The organism is Bradyrhizobium sp. AZCC 1610 (assembly GCF_036924515.1).
Classification (GTDB): Bacteria; Pseudomonadota; Alphaproteobacteria; order Rhizobiales; family Xanthobacteraceae; genus Bradyrhizobium.
Map to the genome: position 1 here is coordinate 5,745,743 of NZ_JAZHRR010000001.1, position 20,215 is coordinate 5,765,957.

The 20,215-nt window shown below is 60.1% G+C and carries 17 protein-coding genes; 7 read left to right on the plus strand and 10 right to left on the minus strand.

The window, feature by feature from the left end; all coding sequences use genetic code 11:
• Positions 1-9: 9 nt before the first annotated feature.
• The 3 genes from V1279_RS28230 to V1279_RS28240 all read right to left on the minus strand — a co-directional run bounded on the left by V1279_RS28230 (position 10) and on the right by V1279_RS28240 (position 2,763).
• The gene (locus V1279_RS28230) at positions 10-1,191 is read right to left on the minus strand and encodes an acyl-CoA dehydrogenase family protein (RefSeq protein WP_334442671.1); all 1,182 of its coding nucleotides are present in this window, start codon (positions 1,189-1,191) and stop codon (positions 10-12) included.
• A gap of 15 nt (positions 1,192-1,206) precedes the next feature.
• The gene (locus V1279_RS28235; RefSeq protein ID WP_334442674.1) at positions 1,207-1,944 is read right to left on the minus strand and encodes an SDR family oxidoreductase; all 738 of its coding nucleotides are present in this window, start codon (positions 1,942-1,944) and stop codon (positions 1,207-1,209) included.
• Positions 1,945-2,208: 264 nt separating this feature from the next.
• Positions 2,209-2,763, minus strand: coding sequence for a hypothetical protein (locus V1279_RS28240; protein ID WP_334442676.1), 555 nt, complete (start codon positions 2,761-2,763; stop codon positions 2,209-2,211).
• A gap of 223 nt (positions 2,764-2,986) precedes the next feature.
• Here V1279_RS28240 and V1279_RS28245 point away from each other — a divergent pair, with 223 nt between their 5' ends.
• Entirely contained in the window at positions 2,987-3,730 is a 744-nt protein-coding gene (locus tag V1279_RS28245; RefSeq protein ID WP_334442678.1) for an SDR family NAD(P)-dependent oxidoreductase, read from the plus strand.
• Between the two features lies 1 nt (position 3,731).
• Positions 3,732-4,409, plus strand: coding sequence for a glutathione S-transferase family protein (locus V1279_RS28250; RefSeq protein ID WP_334442681.1), 678 nt, complete (start codon positions 3,732-3,734; stop codon positions 4,407-4,409).
• A gap of 32 nt (positions 4,410-4,441) precedes the next feature.
• On the opposite strand, the gene V1279_RS28255 is transcribed toward V1279_RS28250, so the two are convergent.
• Both V1279_RS28255 and V1279_RS28260 read right to left on the minus strand, forming a co-directional pair.
• Positions 4,442-5,641 (minus strand): CaiB/BaiF CoA transferase family protein, encoded by a 1,200-nt coding sequence (locus V1279_RS28255; RefSeq protein ID WP_334442683.1) that lies wholly within the window; start codon positions 5,639-5,641, stop codon positions 4,442-4,444.
• Positions 5,642-5,735: 94 nt separating this feature from the next.
• On the minus strand, positions 5,736-6,362 hold the full coding sequence (locus tag V1279_RS28260; protein WP_334442685.1) for a 2-hydroxychromene-2-carboxylate isomerase: 627 nt from the start codon (positions 6,360-6,362) through the stop codon (positions 5,736-5,738).
• A gap of 234 nt (positions 6,363-6,596) precedes the next feature.
• Between V1279_RS28260 and V1279_RS28265 the strand changes: the two genes are divergently transcribed.
• Entirely contained in the window at positions 6,597-7,109 is a 513-nt protein-coding gene (locus tag V1279_RS28265; RefSeq protein ID WP_334442687.1) for a winged helix-turn-helix transcriptional regulator, read from the plus strand.
• A 102-nt stretch (positions 7,110-7,211) separates the two neighbouring features.
• Here the strand turns inward: V1279_RS28265 and V1279_RS28270 are convergent, their stop codons facing one another.
• The 5 genes from V1279_RS28270 to V1279_RS28290 form a co-directional block, all read right to left on the minus strand.
• Positions 7,212-9,011, minus strand: a complete 1,800-nt coding sequence (locus tag V1279_RS28270) for an AMP-binding protein (RefSeq protein ID WP_334442689.1) — start codon at positions 9,009-9,011, stop codon at positions 7,212-7,214.
• 182 nt (positions 9,012-9,193) lie between these two features.
• Complete coding sequence (locus V1279_RS28275) at positions 9,194-10,393, minus strand: ABC transporter substrate-binding protein (protein WP_334442692.1); 1,200 nt, start codon at positions 10,391-10,393, stop codon at positions 9,194-9,196.
• 420 nt (positions 10,394-10,813) lie between these two features.
• On the minus strand, positions 10,814-13,924 hold the full coding sequence (locus V1279_RS28280) for an efflux RND transporter permease subunit (protein WP_334442695.1): 3,111 nt from the start codon (positions 13,922-13,924) through the stop codon (positions 10,814-10,816).
• A 114-nt stretch (positions 13,925-14,038) separates the two neighbouring features.
• The gene (locus V1279_RS28285) at positions 14,039-14,497 is read right to left on the minus strand and encodes a nuclear transport factor 2 family protein (protein ID WP_334442697.1); all 459 of its coding nucleotides are present in this window, start codon (positions 14,495-14,497) and stop codon (positions 14,039-14,041) included.
• A 41-nt stretch (positions 14,498-14,538) separates the two neighbouring features.
• Entirely contained in the window at positions 14,539-15,648 is a 1,110-nt protein-coding gene (locus tag V1279_RS28290) for an efflux RND transporter periplasmic adaptor subunit (RefSeq protein WP_334446603.1), read from the minus strand.
• 213 nt (positions 15,649-15,861) lie between these two features.
• On the opposite strand from V1279_RS28290, the gene V1279_RS28295 reads away from it, so the two are divergent.
• The 4 genes from V1279_RS28295 (at position 15,862) to fabF (ending at position 20,163) form a co-directional block, all read left to right on the plus strand.
• Positions 15,862-16,440 (plus strand): TetR/AcrR family transcriptional regulator, encoded by a 579-nt coding sequence (locus V1279_RS28295; protein ID WP_334442699.1) that lies wholly within the window; start codon positions 15,862-15,864, stop codon positions 16,438-16,440.
• A 32-nt stretch (positions 16,441-16,472) separates the two neighbouring features.
• Positions 16,473-17,324, plus strand: a complete 852-nt coding sequence (locus tag V1279_RS28300; RefSeq protein ID WP_334442701.1) for an alpha/beta fold hydrolase — start codon at positions 16,473-16,475, stop codon at positions 17,322-17,324.
• Positions 17,325-17,696: 372 nt separating this feature from the next.
• Positions 17,697-18,857 (plus strand): iron-containing alcohol dehydrogenase, encoded by a 1,161-nt coding sequence (locus tag V1279_RS28305; RefSeq protein ID WP_334442703.1) that lies wholly within the window; start codon positions 17,697-17,699, stop codon positions 18,855-18,857.
• A gap of 43 nt (positions 18,858-18,900) precedes the next feature.
• Positions 18,901-20,163, plus strand: a complete 1,263-nt coding sequence (gene fabF, locus V1279_RS28310; RefSeq protein ID WP_334442705.1) for a beta-ketoacyl-ACP synthase II — start codon at positions 18,901-18,903, stop codon at positions 20,161-20,163.
• Positions 20,164-20,215: the final 52 nt, after the last annotated feature.

Genomic DNA, 20,215 nt, shown 5'->3' on the forward strand with positions numbered 1-20,215 from the left:
TTTGCTGGTTCAAAGGCCAAGTACCGCCTTGGCAATGATGTTGCGCTGGATTTCGTTTGATCCGCCGTAAATGCTGAGCTTGCGCGCGTTCAGGTATTTCTCCGACGCGGTATGGCCATAGTCCGGCCCGGGCATGAAGCGGTTGGCGCTCACCGGCTGCTCACGAAGCGCAAGCCCGTAATTGCCGATCGCACGGTGGGTCAACTCCGTGATGCTCTGGAAGATTTCGGTGCCCCGTATCTTGAACAGGGATGCCGCGGGACCCGGATCGATACCCCGCGCCATCTGCGCCACCACCCGCAGCTCGGTCGCCTCCAGCGCCAAGACGTCGAGCTCGATGCGGGCGATATCCCGCCGGAATTCGAGATGCGCCGGATCATCGACCGGAATCTCAGCCTTCACGATTTTCTTCAGCCGGTCCAGATAGCGCGTGGAGCGGCCGATTCCGGCCATGCTGGTGCGTTCGTTGCCGAGCAGGAATTTTGCGTAGGTCCAGCCCTTGTTCTCCTCACCGATCAGATTCTCGACGGGCACCCGCACGTCCTCGAGGAAGACGTCATTCACCTCGTGCGATCCGTCGATGGTGATGATGGGCCGCACCGTGACTCCGGGCGATTTCATGTCAATCAACAGGAAGGAGATGCCGGCCTGAGGCTTTGCCGAAGGGTCGGTCCGCACCAGACAGAAGATCCAGTCGGCATGCTGGGCCAGCGTCGTCCAGGTCTTGTGGCCGTTGACGATGTAGTGGTCGCCGTCGCGCACCGCCTTGGTGCGAACCGAAGCGAGGTCGGAACCGGAGCCCGGCTCCGAATAGCCCTGGCACCACCAGTCGTCCCCGGAGAGAATCCGCGGCAAATACTTCTTTTTCTGCGCGTCGTTGCCGAAGGTGTAGATGACCGGGCCGACCATGGTGACGCTGAACGCCAGCGGCGGCAGCGTTCCGGCGCGCGAGGTCTCCTGTTCGAAGATGAAGCGCTGCGTGACCGACCAGCCGGGGCCGCCATATTCCTTGGGCCAGAGCGGAGCCACCCAACCCTTGTTGTGGAGGATGCGGTGCCAGAGCAGCGACTGCTCCTTGGTCAGATCGGTCTCGGGGTTTGGAACGCGCATTTCCTGCGGGTAGTTCTCCGCAATAAAAGCGCGCACCTCGTCACGAAAAGCTGCGTCCTCGCTGGAAAGATTGAGTTCCATCGTGAGAAGCTCCAGCTACCACTTCTCGCCGAAGGGACGAATCTCCAGTTCAAAGGTCCAGGCGCTTTTGGGCTGCTGATAAAGCAGCCAATAGGATTCCGCGACCGAGGACGGCGGCATCAAAGCGTCGGGATCATCCAGCGCATTGGGACCGAGCGCCTCGATCCGCCGCTGGCGCACCCATTCGGTATCGACGCCGGAATCAATGATGAGATGCGCCACGTGAATATTCTTGGGACCCAACTCGCGTGCGGTCGCTTGTGCCACGGCGCGCAGGCCAAACTTGGCGCTGGCGAACGCCGCATAACCCGCCCCACCGCGGAGACTCGCGGTCGCGCCGGTGAAGAAGATATTGCCCTTGCCGCGCGGCACCATCAGCCGCGCCGCTTCCCGGCCGGCGAGAAAGCCGGAGTAGCAAGCCATCTCCCATACCTTGCGGAACACGCGCTCGGTGGTATCCAGAATTGGAAAATTGACGTTAGCGCCGATGTTGAAGATGCAAACCTCGAGCGGCGCGTGCTTGTCGGCATCACCGAGGAAGGAAATGATCTCCTCCTCTTTGCGTGCGTCGAGGGAGCGCGCGTGAATTTCGCCGCCGGCCTTCTCGATCTCCTTGACGAGCGGCTCGAGCTTGGCGCCGTTACGGCGCCCGGCAAACACCGTGAAGCCCTCTGAGGCGAACTTCTTTGCGATCTCGCCGCCGATAAAGTCCCCGGCGCCGATCACGGCCACGGTTGCGTTTCTCTTTTGCAAAGGCGTTCTCCCGGTCAGGTTAAGTGAGTTCGTCGCTGGAATCTCGCCACCTGTTTGGCAGCAGCTCGGTCGCGATGGAAACAGGCCGCGAGTTCATGCTCGCGCATCTTGCCGGTTGAGCTTCCCGGTAAGACATCGACGACGACGATTTTCGGCAGCGGCATATACGCAGTGAGCCAAGGCTCGATGGTATGTATCAGATGCGTCACCTTGACGCGCGATCCCGGCGACGGTTGCACGAATGCGAAAAGCTCCCCGTCGCCATTAAGGCCTCGTCCGATGACGGCGGATTGCACGTCCTTGCGTGAATTGAGAATTGCCTCGATCTTGGCCCGAGAGGGCGCCAATCATTTCCTTGGTACGGCCGAGAATGTACAGGCAATCGCCGTCAAAGCGGGCAACATAACCGGTATTGAACCAGCCTTCGCCGTCGATCACTTTGCCTGTAAGGTCAGGTGCACGGAGATAGCCGCGCACCACGTTGCGCCCGCGCACGTGGAGTTCTCCGACTTGTTCCTTTGAGAGTGGTATGCCGTCGATCGTTCTGAGGCGCCCTTCCACTCCCGGCAGCAACGTGCCAACCACGTGGTGAGAACGCAGCACATCGAAGTCGCCCGTTCTGATTCCAAGCGAGGAGAGGACGGTAGCGATCTCTCTAACGCGCAGCTCCAGATCTCGGTAGCTGCTGGACGCCCCGTTCTCGACCAGCGCGATCCGGTCGGGGGCTTCGGCAACCTGCCTTGCCGTCACGCCATGGACGCGGCGCGGCGAGCCGACAGCAATCTCGTCGAGATTGATCGCCTTTGAAAGCTCCGCCACGACCGACCTCCCGACCAAACCGTGCCGCTTTGCAGCGCGGCCGTCCGCCAACTATCTAACGTTCTTTTTTAGAACTCGTCAATCCCTAATTCAGATCACGAGGTTCCTAAGGGACAATGTGGCTGCCAAATTATTTGTTAGAACAGGCGAAAAGCCTGATTTACAACGTATCCTGCCGCCGCTACGATTACAGTATCAAATAAGAACTAATGCAGGAAACCGAATGGCAGAGAGCCGCGGCGTAGCGATACTTGTAGGTGCAGGTGATGCCATCGGAGCCGCCGTCGCCCGGCGTTTTGCGAAGGGCGGCTATACAGTTTGCATCTGCAGGCGCGATGCATCTAAGTCGCAGGGGCTCGTGGGCGAGCTGAGGGCTGAGGGACATAACATTCACGCCTTCAGCGTCGATGCCCGCCAGGAAGCAGAGGTCCAAGGCATATTCGCGCGGATCGAAAAAGAGTTCGGGCCCATCGAGGTTTGCCTCTTCAACGCAGGATCGAACGTCAACAAGCCACTGCTGGAGACAACCGAGAAGCTGTTCTTCAAGGCTTGGGAATTGGCCTGCTACGGCGGCTTCCTGGTCGGACGTGAGGCTGCCCGCTTCATGCTGCCGCGCGGACGCGGCACCATCTTCTTTACGGGTGCGACCGCCAGTGTACGTGGCGGCCAGGGGTTTGCGGCATTTTCTTCAGCGAAGTTCGGACTTCGAGCAGTAGCCCAGGCGATGGCGCGCGAGCTCGGACCGAAGAACATTCATGTCGTGCATCTCCTGATCGACGCCGGCGTCGACAGCGAGGCGATTCACCAGCGCATGAAAGCAGCAAAAGGGATCGAGGCAAGCGAAATTCCCCCAGATAGCCTGACCAAGACGTCTTCCATTGCTGACGCCTATTGGTTCACCCACCAGCAAAGCAGAGATGGCTGGACTCACGAGCTGGATCTGCGTCCGTCCGTGGAGAAGTGGTAACATGAACGTGACGCCAAACCTTACCCTGTGGGGCGTTGGCACAAGCCGCACCATTCGTGCGCACTGGGCCATGCACGAACTTGGTTTGTCCTACAAATCCAAGCCAATCGGGCCGCGGACAGGCGAGACCAAAACCGCTGAATACACCAGGCTCAATCCCCGCCAGAAGATTCCCTTGCTGCAGGACGGCGATTTTTGCATCGGCGAAAGCGCCGCGATCGTCGCCTATCTGTCGCGAACCTATTCGACGCCCGACCGTTCACTGATTCCCATAACCCAGCGCGAGTTCGCCGCTTGGCTGGAATGGTGCTTCTTTATCGTGGCCGAACTCGACTCCACCAGCCTCTACGTCATGCGCCGCCATCGCGCAGACGCATTGGGCCACATCTATGGAGTTGCGCCCGAAGTCGTCGCACAAGCCGGCGAGTATTTTCGGCAACAGTTACGACACGTTGAGGTGGCGCTGGCAGATGGGCGGACGTTCTTGATGGGTGACCAATTTACCAGCGCTGACATCCTGCTGACGACTTGCCTGGATTGGGCCATCGCTTACGGCGTTGGTATTTGCGACAACGCGCAACCCTATCTCGAACGTATCCAGGGGCGGGAGGCTTATCGGCGGGCTGTGGCCGCGAATGTCCCGGTGTCACCGATTACCCCGGGCGCGGCGAAAGGCTAACAGAGGTTCGCCGGTCGCGAAAAGGCTTCGGTTCAGACGGCCACGCGAACGCTGCGCCCGGCGACCATCTTGTCGATGGCGCTGTCGTCGTAACCCAGTTCCCGCAACACGTCGCGCGAGTGCTCGCCGATCCGGGGAGCAGGCCCGCCGATCGCGGCCTCATTGATCTCAAAGCGGGCCGCCGGCTTCGGCTGCCTTACCCGCCCGACCTTCGGCTGATCGAACTCCGCGATGATTTGACGCGCGATCACCTGTTCATTGTGGATGATTTCGCCCCGGCGCAGGATCGGCGCGCACGGCACGTCGGCAGCGTCGAGGCGCTCCAGCCATTCGGCTGTCGTATGCAGGCCGATGTATTCCGCCATCTTGTTGATGCGGGCCGTGGCGTTGACCGAACGCGCCGATGGCGTCGCAAAGCGGGGATCCTTGGCAAGCTCGGGATCGCCGGAGGCCCGGCAAAAGCCCTGCCATTCGGAATCCGAAATGGTGCCGGCCGTGATGTAGCCATCGCTGGTCTTGAACACGAGATCCGGCCGGTCGTTGGGATCGGCGGCGGTGGCCTCGGCTCCTACCACGGTGTACTGCATCATGCCTTCCGGCCACAGGTAGGAAATCATCGCATCCAGCATCGCGACCTGAATATGATCGCCCTGCCCGGTTTTCTCGCGGGCGTAGAGCGCCGCCGCCACTGCCTGTGCGGTGAAAACAGCAGTGGTCTTGTCACAGACGATGGTTCGGATCATCTGCGGACGATTCGTGACCGGCTGCGACTGGATATCGGCGAAGCCGGACAGACCCTGAATGATCGGATCGTAGACGCGCTTCTTCACGTACGGGCCGGTATCGCCGACACCGCTGATCGAAACGTAGATCAGGCGTGGATGCCGCTGGCGCACCTCATCGACGCCGAGACCGAGCCGCTCCATGGTGCCGGGCCGGAAGTTCTGCACCAGCACATCAGCCTGCGCGACCAATTTGGCGAGCACCTCGCGGCCGGCCGCGCTCTTGACGTCAATCGACAGCGAACGCTTGCCGCGGTTCGAAGAGATGAACAGCGCGGAGAATTCCCCGCCCTTGTCGATGGTGGCACGGCTGCGGCGGGTGATGTCGCCGCCGATCGGCTCGATCTTCAGGACGTCGGCGCCCTGATCCGCCAGAAACATGGTCGCGAAGGGGCCCGACACCACGCCAGTCAGATCGAGGACACGAACACCGTTGAGCGGACCAGGCATGGCACTCCCCTGTACTTTGTTATTCTGGGCCCGAGCCGAACTTAGATTGTCGTCCAGCCCTGATTACCATATTCGCGGATATCGAGGTCCGATTTTACGCCGTCTTCGGAATAGGCTGACGGGTCTGTTCGACGATCGACTCCTCGACGTCACGAAGCTGATCCTTGCCGAAGAACATTTCCTTTCCAACGAAGAAAGTCGGCGAGCCGAATGCTCCCCGGCTGACGGCGTCGTTGGTCAGGTCGATCAGCTTTTTCTTGACGTCTTCTTGCTGCGCTCGCGCGATCAACCGATCGATATCGATCCCGATAAATGCGCTCCGAAAGATCTCAGGATCATCCATTTTCTTCGGCTCTTCCCACATATGATGATACGCTGCGCGAAAATAGGTTTCGAACATGCCTTCGAACTGGGCTGCGACGGCGCATCGCATCAGCATCAGTGTATTGACCGGGAAGAACGGATTGGGACGAAACTTCGTGACGTTGTGGCGGCGAATGAAGCGCTGGGTCTCTAGCGCCTGGTATTCCGGCTTGTTCTTGATTCCGCGAAGCGAATCGAACGGCGACATATTGCCGGTTGCCTTGTAGATGCCGCCGAGCAGAACCGGGACGTACTCGAACTTCACGCCGGTACGCCGTTCGATCCCCGGAATGGCTACTTCCGCCAAATAGGCGTTCGGGCTGCCGAAATCGAACTGGAATTCCACCTTGAGGGTCATGTCGGCTTTCTCCGAGAGCGCGTTGCGTGGCCGGGCATCGGTCCGATCGCCCCGGCTTTGGTTCGAGGAGTCATACAGTTCTGAATTAGAACTGTCAATTCTGGCCCGTTTGGGCTGATTTAACTTGAACCGCAAGGGATTGTTTGGAATTTAGTACCTATCTAGAATGGTGTGGCTTGTCGGTTCCCCCGAGATTCGAAGGGGGTAAACGGGCAGGATGACTGGAGATCGCTGATGAAATGGAAAGAACTCGAGGAAGAGCCATGCTCGATGGCCCGAACCATTGGCGTGATCGGTGACCGGTGGACCCTTCTAATCCTGCGCGAATGCTTTCTGCGCACGCGCCGGTTCGAGGGATTCCAGTCCGCGCTCGGAATCACGCGCCATTTGCTCGCCGAGCGGCTGAAGAAGCTGGTCCGGCAGGGCGTCTTGCGACGCATTCCGTATCAGGATTCGCCGAAACGCCATGAGTATATCCTAACACAAAAGGGACTCGACCTTTATCCGATCATGATGGCGATTGTGCATTGGGGAGACACCCACATGGTCGACGAACGCGGTCGGCCGTTGCTGCATCAGCACCGCAAGTGCGGAAAGAACTTCGACCCCGTCATGGTATGTTCCGAATGCGGCGAGCCCCTCTCGGCCAAGGAGGTTCACACCCACCCGGGGCCGGGCGCCCGAAGCAAACCGGCGATCAAAGTGTCAGAGAATTCCAAGGCCAAGGCGCGCTCCCGGGCCGCTTGAGGTGGCAATCGGCAGCGTCGCACCAGTCCTCCCGCAGCAGGTCGTTGCACGCACGAGCATCCGCGGCCGCTTCTGGCTGACACGAGATGCACTCTGGTGCCGCTAGACCCGGATCACATCCGGGCTCGCTCCACCACAGTAGAGGCGTTCGACCTGCTCAGAACGATTCTTCAGCACAGCGCGTTGATTGACGTAAGCCTTGTCGGTGATTTCTCCTGCCGCCAGCGACGGTGGATCCTTACACACGGAGAACGAGCAGATTCTTTCGCTGCTTCCAACCGTTTCGTTGTATTCCTGAAAACGAGCTTTCAGAAATTGAAGCACGAGAGGGTCGCAGGCTAAATCGGCGGCTGGAGCCTTCGAAATCCGTGCAGCCTCGGTCGGATTCAGCCAGCAGAGCAGCGAGCACGATTCACGATTTTCTCCCGCGACGACAATATCCAGCAACACGCCGCGCGTTGCAGCCAGGATCGCCGCACGCATATTCCCGATTGAGACCCAGGTACCGTTCGCAAGTTTGAAGTTCTCGGAAATTCTGCCCGTAAATCGGAGCCCGAGTTCCGGATTCTGAGGATCCAGAAACGAGACGGTGTCGCCGATGCGATAGAAGCCTTCCTCATCGAAGGCCTTTTCCGTCAAATCCGGCCTTTCGAGATAACCTGGCGTAACATTGGGTCCCTTGACCCTTGCCTCGTAAGTATCGGAAACAGGGATCAGTTTTAGCCGCAGACCGGGCGCGGGAAGACCGATCTCGCCCGGCTGGTCGGTCGCCCAATGGGTCGTACTGATTGTTGGAGCCGTTTCGGTGGTGCCGTAGCCCGACATGACCGGAATGCGCCGGCCGGTAATCGACGATGTCAGCCGATTGAGCTTTTCAAGCGTGCCCTGCGAGATTGCAGCTCCGGCATAGCTCAATCGATCCAGCCGCTTGAACACGCTGGCGCCAAGATCGAGGTCGTTCTCGATCGCGTCACACAAGAGATTATAGCCGGCAGGCACGTTGAACATGGCAGTCGGCGAAATCTCCTTGAGATTCGCGATCGTCTTGTGGAAGAGCTGAGGGAGCGGCCGGCCATCGTCGATGTAGAGCGTCCCGCCATTCTTGAGAATGCTGTGAAGGATTACGTTGCTGCCCATCGTATGATGCCAGGGCAGCCACTCAACCTGCACCGGCGCCTCCGGAGGAGACACCAGCAGACTCCCCATTTGCAGGGAGCTCGCCATCATGCGGTGGGTGTTGAGCACGCCTTTGGGGAAGCCGGTCGAACCGGACGTGAAGAGAATCTTTGCGACGTCATCGCAAGACACCGCGCGTGATGCACGCTCGAATCCTTCACTCCCAGTTCGGGTAGTCAGGGCAAGGAAAGGCGACGTGTCGGGCGCGCCATCGACGCTGATCCAGCTTGCGGCTGCCAGTTCGGGAATAGAGCGGGCCGCAGAAAAGTCGCGTCCGCTTTGAGCGAAAACGAACTTCGGGCGCAGCGCTTCCGCGATATCCTTGAGACGAGCCAGGCCGCCGGGCATCAGCGTGTAGTTTGGCGATATCGGCGCCAGGATTACCCCCATCGACATCGCGGCAAACGAGATCACCGCGTTCTCAATCGAGTTTCCTGAAAGTACCGCCAGCTTGTCAGCGGGCTTTGCGCCCATATCGATCAGGCTTTGGCCGACCGCCTGAACCTGCAACCATGCTTCGCGATAGGTGATCTCGTCCCATCCCCCGTTCACATTGCGTTGCGCCAGAAAAATTCTATCGGGAGCAGAATTTGCCCAGGTCGGAAGAAAATCCGTGATGCGCCAGTCACACCTTCCCAACTCAAGGGGCGAGCTCAACATGAGCGTGCCGTCGGTTCGACGCTCTATGGAAAGCTCCCTCGGCGCAAACGTCAGTGCCCTCGACATCGAAAATAATCTCCTGAATTGCTGCGATATCCGATCAGCGCGCGAGACTCGATTCACCACTCCTGGTGCCCATCGCTGCTGCGCCAACGCTGCAAGCCGTCAATCAGGCGGCCAGGCCAGACCGGCCGGCAGTTCACACTCAACGCGCGAACTGCCGCGCCCGTCGCTTCGCCCATGCGAGGTCACTCGGACTTGGCGTCCAGCACTTCCCCGAAGGCTTGCCAGCTCGTGCCGCTCCACCGCTGCAATCGCATCTGCGTCCAGATCATGTTCTCTGTATCGGTGGTGTTGACCTTGATGCCTGGCAGCGCCGTCGGAACGACGAAATCCTTCAGGTTCTTGGCCTGTGCAAGAATATTCTTGCGCGATAGATCATTGCCGCATTGCTTCAGAATCTGCTCGAGCAGGATGCCTTGCTGATAGCCGGTCAGATAACTTCCATTGGTGATGTCGGCGCCCGGCAAATACTTGTCGAAAAACACCCTGAAGGCCTGCATGCCCGGGTCATCCTTCCATGCCGAATCCAGAACATCCTTGTTGGTCGTGCCGACGATCACGCCGACCGATTTGTCGAGACCGGCGGGCGCGAGCGTGCCTCCGACCGAGCCGGAAGGAAAATTAATGATCACGGTCGCCTTCCAGCCGATCACGGAGGCTTGCCGGATGGCCTGAGCGGCGAACTTCGGCGTGCCGGCGATCACAAGAGCGTCCGCACCGGAGCTTTTCAGATTGACGACCTGTGAATCAACCGTCGGCTCGGTGACCTCATAGGAAGCACTCACGACTTTTCGGTCGAAATCCTTGCCGAGGAAGCCCTTGAAGGCGTTGACATAGTCTTTGCCGAGATCGTCGTTTTGATAGAGGATGGCATACTTGGCGTTTGGCAATGCCCTCGTCAGATATTTGGCGTAGATTTTTCCTTCGGTGTCGTAGCTGACAAGACCTGTCGTGGTGAGCGGGTAATTGGCGACGTCCGTGAACTTGGATGACCCGCTGATAATTGCGATGCTGGGCACCCCCTTCGACCGCAGGTATTTTGCGGTGGCCGAGATGCCGGGAGTGCCGAGCTGGCCGAACATGAACGACACTTCGTCGCTCTCAACCAGCTTGCGGACGTGCTCCACGGCCTTGGGAGGGCTGTATGCGTCGTCATACGCGATGTAGCTGATCTTGCGTCCGTTGATGCCGCCGCGGTCGTTGACCGACTGAATATAGGCCATAACTCCCTTGCCCACGAGACCGATCGATGACGCAGGTCCACTGAAGGGAAACACCCCCCCGATCTTGATTTCGGTAGCAGAGATTCCCGGCTCGTCGGCCGCGAATGCCGGACCGCTCAAAAGCAGAGCCACAGCCGCAACAGCCTTCCATTTCACCACCATTGCTCGTCCTCCCGAACGCGCACCCTTCCGGGGTACGTCGTTCTCGCGAGACTACAGTTCTTTTTTAGAACCCGTCAAGCTCTTAGATGATCGTCTGCCGGCCGGCCGGCGACGGGCCTCGCGGCGCTGGCGGAAACTTACGAGTTCAACTATTGCAGCAAATCTCTGGTATGGAGCCATTAGCTCGTGGGGAGCCACCCGCGATCGCACGCTGAATACCAGCCAGGAGAGTGATGGGGTGCCCCCTCCCAGCCGACACGTCCATTCTATTATCAAACTAACGTGACGCGTTTGGAGACAATGAAGAAGCGCGTGGCGAGGCGGCTTTGTCCCACCGCGGTAAGATTGCGCAACCGCCCTCGTATGATCAGGCGAAGCCAACGGGCGGGAATTGAGCCGTCTCGCCCGACAAACAGAGCCCTACTCGGCAGCCATTGCTGTTCGCAATTCCGGTTCCTCCGTAGAATCCTCATGGATCTCATCTGCAGTCGGCTTGATCCGAAACCACGCGGCATAAAGCGCAGGAAGGAACAGCAGGATCAGCACCGTGCCGACCGCGGTGCCGCCGATCAGCGTATAGGCCATCGATCCCCAGAAGACGGAATGCGTGAGGGGGATGAAGGCCAGCACGGCGGCAAGTGCGGTCAGGATCACCGGCCTCGTGCGTTGCACCGTGGCCTCGATGACGGCGTGATAATCATCAAGGCCGGCAGCTCGATTTTCCTTGATTTGTTCGGTCAGGATCAGCGTATTGCGCATCAGGATGCCGGCCAGTCCTATCAGACCCAAAATGGCATTGAATCCAAAGGGCTGGTTGAAGGCGAGCAACACGGGCACGACGCCGACAAGCCCGAGCGGTGCCGTCAGCATGACCATGGCCATCGTCGAGAAGGATCGCACCTGCAGCATGATGACGATCAGCATGGCGGCGATCATGGCGGGAAAGACCGTCGCCAACGCGTCATTGGCCTTGGTTGCCTCCTCGATCGATCCGCCTACTTCGATGCGATAGCCGGCCGGAAGGGATGCGATCAGTGGCTGAAGGGCCGTCTTGATCTCCTTGGAGACCTCTGGAGGCTGGGTTGCCTCATTGATATCAGACCGAATCGTGACGACGGGCGTGCGATCGCGGCGCTTCATAATCGGCTCTTCAAGTCGGACTTCCGAACGGCCGACCTGGTCGAGCGGAATCGGGCGGCCGTCCCTGCTCATCAGTGAGAAATCCGCCAGGCGCGTGGGATCCAGCCGTTCGCCGCCGGCGCTGCGTGCCACAATGGGGACATTGCGAATGTCTTCGCGGACTTGCGTAACGGGGATGCCAGTGAGGAGGAACTGCAGTTGTCGGCCCACCTCCGCTGGCGAGAGGCCGATGAGGTTCAGTCGATCCTGATCCGGGATGAAGCGCAGCACGGGTGTGCGATTGCCCCAATCGCGGTTCGCTTGCCGCACATCGGGAACGCCACGCATGATACCGAGCGCTTTTTCAGAGATAGCGTATAGTTGCGCCGGATCAGGCCCCATGACCCGAAACTCGACCGGGAACGGCGTGTAGGGTCCGAACACAAGCTGTGTGACGCGCACATTGGCCTCAGGCGCAAGCCCCTCTGACACCGCCTGTCGGAGCCGGTGCTTCAAAGCCTCGCGCGCCTCCGCGTCCGATGTAAGCACGACGATCTTGGCGAAGGCCGGATCAGGCAGCTCCGGCGCCATCGCGAAGAAGAATCGGGGAGCGCCCTGACCGACATAGCTCGTAACGATCTTGGCCTCCGACTGGTGGTTCAGCCAGTGTTCGAGCTTCTCGACTGTAGCGGTCGTCGTCCCGATGCTGGTGCCTTCCGGCAGACGAACCTCCACCAGCACTTCGGGGCGGTCGGACGTCGGAAAGAACTGCTGTTTGACCGCGCCCATGCCGACAACGGAAAGCGCGAAGGCGATGCCGACGATGGCGCTGGTTACGAACTTGTGGCGCACGGCGAAGGTGATGACGCTTCGCAGGCGCCGATAGTTCGGTGTGCCGTAGATCGCGTGGTGACCGCCTTCGACCGGTTTGATCGCGGGCAGCATCTTGACGCCAAGATAGGGCGTGAAGATCACCGCGACGATCCAGGAGACGATGAGGGCAAACCCCACGACCCAGAAGATGTTGCCGGCATATTCGCCGGCCGTCGAGCGCGCGAAGCCCACCGGCAGGAACCCGGCGACCGTCACCAGTGTGCCCGACAACATTGGCGCCGCAGTGTGGCTCCACGCGTAGGCCGCCGCCTTGATGCGGTCCATGCCCTCTTCCATTTTCACCACCATCACCTCGATGGCGATGATGGCGTCGTCCACGAGAAGGCCAAGCGCCAGAATGAGGGCGCCGAGCGTGATGCGGTCGAAGAACCGACCGGTTTCCAGCATGATGAGGAACACGACGGCAAGCGTCAGAGGGACGGCAGCCGCCACGACGATACCGACGCGCCAGCCGAGGCTGAGCAGGCTCACCAGCAGCACCACGCCGAGCGCCATCGCAAACTTCATCATGAATTCGTCAACCGCCGAGGTGATGTTGACGGCCTGGTCGCTGACTTTGGCCAGAGTCATCCCGAGCGGCAGCGTCCGAGCGATAGCTGCGGACCTCTCCTCCAGCGCCTTGCCGAGCGCGAGGCCATCCCAGCCCTCTTGCATAACCGCCGCGAGCATGATGGAGGGCTCACCCTGGTGGCGGATGAGGTAGGTGGGAGGGTCCTCGTAGCCGCGGCGGACTCCGGCGATATCGGAGAGTTTCAGCGTCCGCCCCGCAGCGACGATCGGCGTGTCGGCGATCGCCTGTACGCTGTCATAGGCGCCGTCGACCCGGATGAAGACCTGCGGCCCCTTGGTATCGATCGAGCCTGCCGGTGTGAGGGTGTTCTGCCGCTGCAAGGCGGCAACAATATCCTGTGCCGATACGCCGAGAGTTGCCAGTTTGGCATAGGAAAACTCGATGAATATCTGTTCGGGACGTTCACCGAGAATGTTGATCTTCTTGACGCCGGGCACGTGCAGGAGGTCCTGGCGAATAGTCTCGGCTTGCCTGGCGAGCTCCCGCATCGGCATGCCCTTCGCTTTGAGCGCATAGAGGGCGAAGCTCACGTCCGAATATTCGTCGTTGACGAACGGGCCGAGCACACCAGAGGGCAGCTTGCGTGCTTCATCCCCAAGCTTCTTGCGGGCCTGGTAGAACTCCTCCTGCACGCTAGATGGCGGTGTGCTGTCCTTCAGCGTAACCGTCATGTACGCGTAACCTGGCCGTGTGGTCGTCTCCACCCGGTCGTACCAGGTCAATTCCTGAATCCGCTTCTCCAACGGTTCGGCGACCTGATCTTGCATCTCGCGCGACGTCGCGCCTGGCCATACGGTCGTGACCGTCAGGGTCTTGATGGTGAAGGAAGGGTCCTCCGCCCGCCCGAGCATGAGGAAGGCGTAGGCGCCTGCCGCCGCCAGCAGCACGATGAAGAACAGGGTGACGGCCCGTTCACGAACGGCGATCGCGGAAAGATTGAAATTCATCACTTGGCCACTCCTAATCCTATACGTTCGTCCTGGCGCTCGCGCCGTCCTGCAGCAGGTGGGCGCCGAGTGAACCGCGCTTCTAAGGAACGCGCGCCTCTGGCTGCGCTTCTGCTAACTTACAATTGGTTCGGCGACAGCTTCTTTGAGGCCCGCTGCCGCTTGGGCGGCAAGGCCACGGGCCGCTTCCTGTGAATCTTGAAATTCCTCGAGTGCATAAACTCTACCCCACCGCAGGGTGAACACGTGGAGACCGCGGTTGACGTACGACGCGTCGCCGTTGAGCAGCGTTGCGGTGCCGTCCCACTCGACAAACACGGTGGTATGCCACGGCCAGCCCGTCACCCAGATGTTGTTGACCGTGATATGAAGAGTGGGCTGGACGCGGCCGAGACGCTCAAACCAGCGGCGCAGCGCTTCTTTGTCGTGGCGCTCACCAGCAAGCGCGTGGGCGCCGGAAACGCGGTGATGGACATTCGGCGCGACCGCTTTCACCGCGTCATCCCAGCGATGGTTGTTGACGTGGTCGAAGGTCTTTCGGATCTCTTTCTTGACAATGTAGCTGTATAGCATTTGCCGTCCTCCGACGGTGATCGCGGAAAGATTGACGCTCGTTAGTTTCCGTTGTTTTCAGACGCAGTCCTGACGCGAGCGCCCTCCTGGAGGAGGTGAGCGCCGAGGGAAACAACCCGATCATCAGAGCTCAATCCGGAGATCACGGCGGTTTCGCTGCTCACTCGAACAAGATTGACTGGACGAAAGCGTACGGTTGAGGTGGCGCTATCCAAAACCCACACACCGGTCTTCCGGCCGTCATCGAGCACGGCTCCCAGCGGCACCTGGACTTCCGGCTGACTCGCCTGGCTTGCCAACCGAATGGTTACCGTCGCGCCAAGCGGTGCTGCCGCCGCCTCACCGTCGAGCACGTAACGGGCCTCATAGGTACGGGTCTGAGCATCGGCGGAATCCGACAACTGCCGCAGATGCGCCGCATAGTGCCGCCCATCGGCCCCATACACGCGGGCCTCGGCCGCGGAGCCGATGGCTGGCCGGATCGTTTCGGGAAGCGCAACCACAGCCTCGCGGGGGCCGGCCTTTGCAATCCGAACGACTGTCTGGCCGGCGGAGACGACCTGCCCGGGCTCGCCAAGCGTTTCGACCACCGTTCCGTCCGCATCCGCTACCAGAACCGAATAGGTCGCCTCATTCTCGGCGACCCGCGCATCGGCTTCGGCGGTGGCGAGTTGCGCCTCGGCCGTATCCAACGCTGCCTTCGCTTGCTCATAGCGCTGTCGGGAAGCCCATCCGTTGCTCACCAGTTTGGCGTATCGCTGTTCATCCGCGTCGGTCTGAACGACAGATGCACGCGCTGCGGCAACGGCGTTGCGCTTCGCCGTGACCGCAAGGCGAAGGTCGGTTTCGTCGATCCGCATCAGCGGCTCACCGGCTTTGACCTGCTGACCGGTATTCACCAGCCGTTCCACGATCTTGCCGGCGACACGAAACCCGAGGTTGCTTTGCACCCTCGCCCCGATGATGCCCGTGAAGCCGCGTTCGGATCCATTCACCCGCGCTGCCGTCGCCAGTCTGACCATCGGCGGTTCCTGCCTCGGGTCACGCGCCGCGGAAGCTTCTTGGGCGGGAATAGCAAGAGTAGCGAAGACGGCTGCTCCAGACGCCCCGATCAGGACACCTGCCAAGACCAAAAGTCTGCTCTTTCTCATTGCCATCTCCAAGCCACTTAGATTTCGTTCGAACTCTATAATCATATTAGAGTTCGATCGCAATCTAAATTGGAGCGCTGACGAAAACGTGATCCCGCGAAATAGGCCACTTCGACCCAGGGGCCTCAGATTCCGCCATGCCCCACTTGATAGATTGCGCTCGAACTCTATCTGAGTTATAGAGTTCGACCAAAATCCAAATGGAGGTCCAAGATGCGCGTGAGTCGCATTCAAGCCGCGAAGAACCGGCAAACCGTGATCAACGTGGCGAGTCGCCTCTTCAGGGAGCGCGGCTTTGATGGCATCGGGCTCAAGGATCTGATGAAGACGGCCGGCCTAACCCAAGGTGCCTTCTACAAGCAGTTCGCCTCAAAAGAGGATCTGGCGGTAGAGGCGTCCAAGCGCGCATTGGAGAGCGCGTCCGGCCGATGGTCGGACGCGGCCGCTCAGAATCCTGATGATCCGCTTGGCGCGGTGATCGCGTTTTACCTCAGTGGCGACCATCGCGGAGAAAAGATGGACGGCTGCCCGATCGTGGCACTCGGCTCAGATGCCGCCCGACAGGGCCCCGACGTGAAGGCGGAATTCGAAGCGGGAATCAAGGCGCATCTCGAAGTGCTCGGCCGCTTCATCGCCGGGACCGGCGACGAGGCCTCCCGCGGCAAGGCCATGGCCATTCTCGCGACGATGGTCGGCGCGGTGACGCTATCGCGCGTCGTCAATGACCCTGATCTGGCTCAGGCGCTTTTGGATGCCGCGGCCGAACAGGTTCGCAACGCCGCTGCCGCTTGAAAGCGCGCCCCCTCGCAGCACGGAGAGATCGAATGCTCAGCATGACTGAAGCCAAACCAAGTTTGCTGAAGATATCGGATAAGCTAAGTGTACGTTTTCAAAAGACCGGCAGCGGGCCTCCGCTGCTCCTCATACATACGATCCGGACGCAGCTCGAATATTTCCGCAGTCTTGCGCCCCTCCTCGCGAGATCGCACACGGTGTACGCCATTGACCTCCCGGGCCACGGCCACTCACCGATAGATCCGAGCGCGAGCTTCGACGAACCCTACTTCAGGCAGGCCGTCATTCGCTTCATCGAGGAGCTTAATCTCTCGGACGTCACGATTGTTGGCGAGTCGATCGGCGGCGCATTGGCCCTTACAGTGGCGGCGTCGCTTCCACAGCGGGTGAAGCGGGTCTATGCGATCAACCCCTACGACTACGAGACCCGCTACGGGGACGGCATTCGACGCGGCAACTGGTTCGCGAATTTCATCATCGGAAGTTTGCAGATCCCGGTGCTCGGCGCGGTGAATGCGTCGCTCGAAAACAAGATGGTTCTCGGCAAGATCATGGGCGGCGGATATCACGACCCGCGCAAACTGCCGGCCGATTTGCTTGCTGAGTTCGATGAAGTAGCCCACCGCCCGGGATACAAGCGGATCGCACGCAAGGTGCTGGCAGGCTGGCGATCCTGGAGCAAGGCACGCGAATACTATCGGCAGATCTCTGCGCCTGTGACCCTCATTTATGGCGAAAGCGATTGGTCTCGGCCAAATGAACGCGAACGTACACGGTCGCTGATTCCTGCCGCGCAGATGGTGACGCTGAAGAATACTGGCCACTTCTCAGCTGTTGAGAATCCGTCGGAGCTGGCTCGCGTGATATTGGCGACAGAATGATCGCAGTGATCAACCACAGGAGCGCGCAACTATGTTCAGGCGCTTTTGGAAGGGCTCGAATTACTGGGCTGAGACTCTGAGCATGGATGATTCGCGCGGTGACTACATGGTCAGGCTGGAAGATCGTGTCGCAAGCTTGAGCGGGAAGTTGAAGGTCTTCGGATCCAGCCCCGAACAACGCCCGATTGGGACGCCGAATGACCGTGTCCATCAATTGCAATCGTGAACGCCGCTTTTCGGCGACTACGACTGTCGCGATTTAGTTATCTCTTCATCACCGCCTGCAGAGCATCAAAGATCCAAATAGAATGGTTATCATCATATAACAGCGACTTATCGGCTTCGGCCACCGTTCCAACTGGAGGATAAAAAATGCGCAGGGCTGGTGCACACAACTTTCCAGCAATCGATCGTGTGGTCTATGGCAAAGCTGCGTCTGAAGCCATCAACGAAGAGGCTGAGCGGCTGAACGCAAAGCGCGTCTTCCTTATCGTCAGTCGAACCTTGAACTCAAAGACCGACGAGATCGAGAAGATCCGGCGTACGCTCGGCGACAAACATGCAGCGACCTTCGATGGAATTGCGCAGCACACGACACGCAAGCAAGCTGCCGAGGTTGCCCTTCATGCAAAGGAGGCGCGAGCCGATCTAATCGTGGCTGTAGGTGGCGGTTCTGCCGTCGATCTCGCCAAGATAGTCATCATGGCGATGGAACACGATATCCGCGATGAAGCGGGCTTTGATCCCTTCCTCATGGGTCCGGGCGTGAGCCATTCTCCGTTCCGCTCGCCGGGTGTCCGACAGATCGCAATACCATCCACGCTGAATGGTGGCGAATACAATGCAGCAGCGCTCGTCACGGATGAGCGCCATAAGTTGAAGCAGATCTTCTTCCATCCCCAAATGATGCCTCTGGCGATCATCCTCGACCCTGCCCTCACCCTTCAAACGCCATCGAACCTTTGGATGGGCTCGGGAACGCGCTCGATGGATCACGGTATCGAAGCATTGTGCTCGCCCGCCGGCACCCCGTTAGCTGATGAAGTCGTCTTGGCGGGCATCCGCATTCTGCGCGAGGGAATGCTCCGGACCTTGCAGCAGCCTGATGATCTGGAGGCGCGTCGGCAATCCCAATACGGCTCATGGCTTGCGTCTTATGGCCTCCAGGCACGCGTCCCGATGGGAGCAAGCCACGGCATTGGCCATGTGCTTGGAGGCACCTTCGAGGTTCCCCACTACTACTGCACACCTGTCATCATGCCGAGCCTTCTCCGCTACAACAAACCATTCACCGAGGAGGCGCAGAAGCGTTTGGCGACGGCACTTGGCGCTCCGGGTGGCGACGCCGCAGACGCCTTTGCAGCATTCACAAGAGCACTTGGACTACCTGGCCGCCTCGCCGATGTCGGTATAGGCGAAGAAAAGTTCGATCAGATTAGCAAGATTGCAATCAATCATCGCTTCGTACAGGCCAATCCGCGGCCCTTCAAAAACGAAGCCGAGATCATCGATCTGCTGCGAATGGCAGCTTAGCTGCCATCAGCGACGATGGACCAAGATTGGAAGGTAACTGATTATGCGTCGTGTCGTCGTTACGGGGTTGGGACTGGTATCACCGCTGGGTTGCGGCAGTGAGTTGACATGGTCCCGCCTGCTCGCGGCCCGTTCAGGGCTGGCTGCCCTTCCCGAATGGGCTGCTACCCTGCCCGCGCGGGTCGCTGGAATCGTGCCGGCAAAGGCCGACGATCCGGATGGCGGCTTCGATCCGGATCTGGTCGTGCCTCCCAAGGATCAGCGGAGGATGGATCGCTTCATCCTGTTCGCACTGGTCGCCACGGCCGAGGCCATTGCACAAGCGGCATGGACTCCTTCCGACGCACACTCGCTTGAGCGCGCGGCGACCGTGATCGCATCGGGTATCGGAGGCTTTCCGGCAATCGTCGAGGCGGTTCGCACCACCGATCAGCGCGGGATCAGGCGCCTCTCACCCTTCACGGTGCCCTCCTTTCTCGCAAATCTCGCGGCCGGTCATATTTCCATCCGCTACGGCTTCAAGGGTCCCATCGGTACGCCCGTTACCGCTTGCGCCGCGAGCGTGCAGGCGATCGGCGATGCCGCACGCCTCATTCGAACCGGCGAAGCGGACATCGCGATTTGCGGTGGCACGGAAGCCTGCATCGATCTTGTGAGCCTCGGCGGCTTCGCCGCCGCCCGGGCCCTTTCGACGGGCTTCAACGAAACGCCAGCGCGCGCGTCCCGCCCCTTCGACCGCGACCGCGACGGCTTCGTCATGGGTGAAGGTGCCGGCATCCTCGTCATCGAAGAGTTGGAACATGCGCTCCGCCGCGGCGCCCAACCGATCGCGGAAATCGCCGGCTACGGCACGACGGCTGACGCCTACCACATCACCTCAGGACCAGAGGACGGAGACGGCGCGCGTCGCGCGATGGAAGGCGCCTTGAGGCAGGCCGGGCTCAACCCCGGCGATATCCAGCATCTCAACGCCCATTCCACTTCGACGCCGGTTGGCGACGTTTCCGAACTTGAAGCGATCAAATCCGTGTTTGGCCGCGACGGCAAAATTGCCGTGAGCGCCACCAAATCGGCGACTGGTCATCTGCTCGGCGCAGCCGGGGGAGCGGAAGCGATCTTCACGATCCTCGCGTTACGCGACCAAGTCGCGCCGCCCACTCTCAATCTCGAAAATGGCGACGCGGCCGCGGAAGGCGTCGACCTCGTCTCTCGTGAGGCCAGGCGCATGACGATAGAGCATGCGATTTCGAATGGATTCGGCTTCGGAGGCGTCAACGCCAGCGTCATCTTTCGACGTTGGCAATGACATCCTCCCGGCGAGCGGTATCTTCCCCAAAGAACTGATCAATCAAGCACGG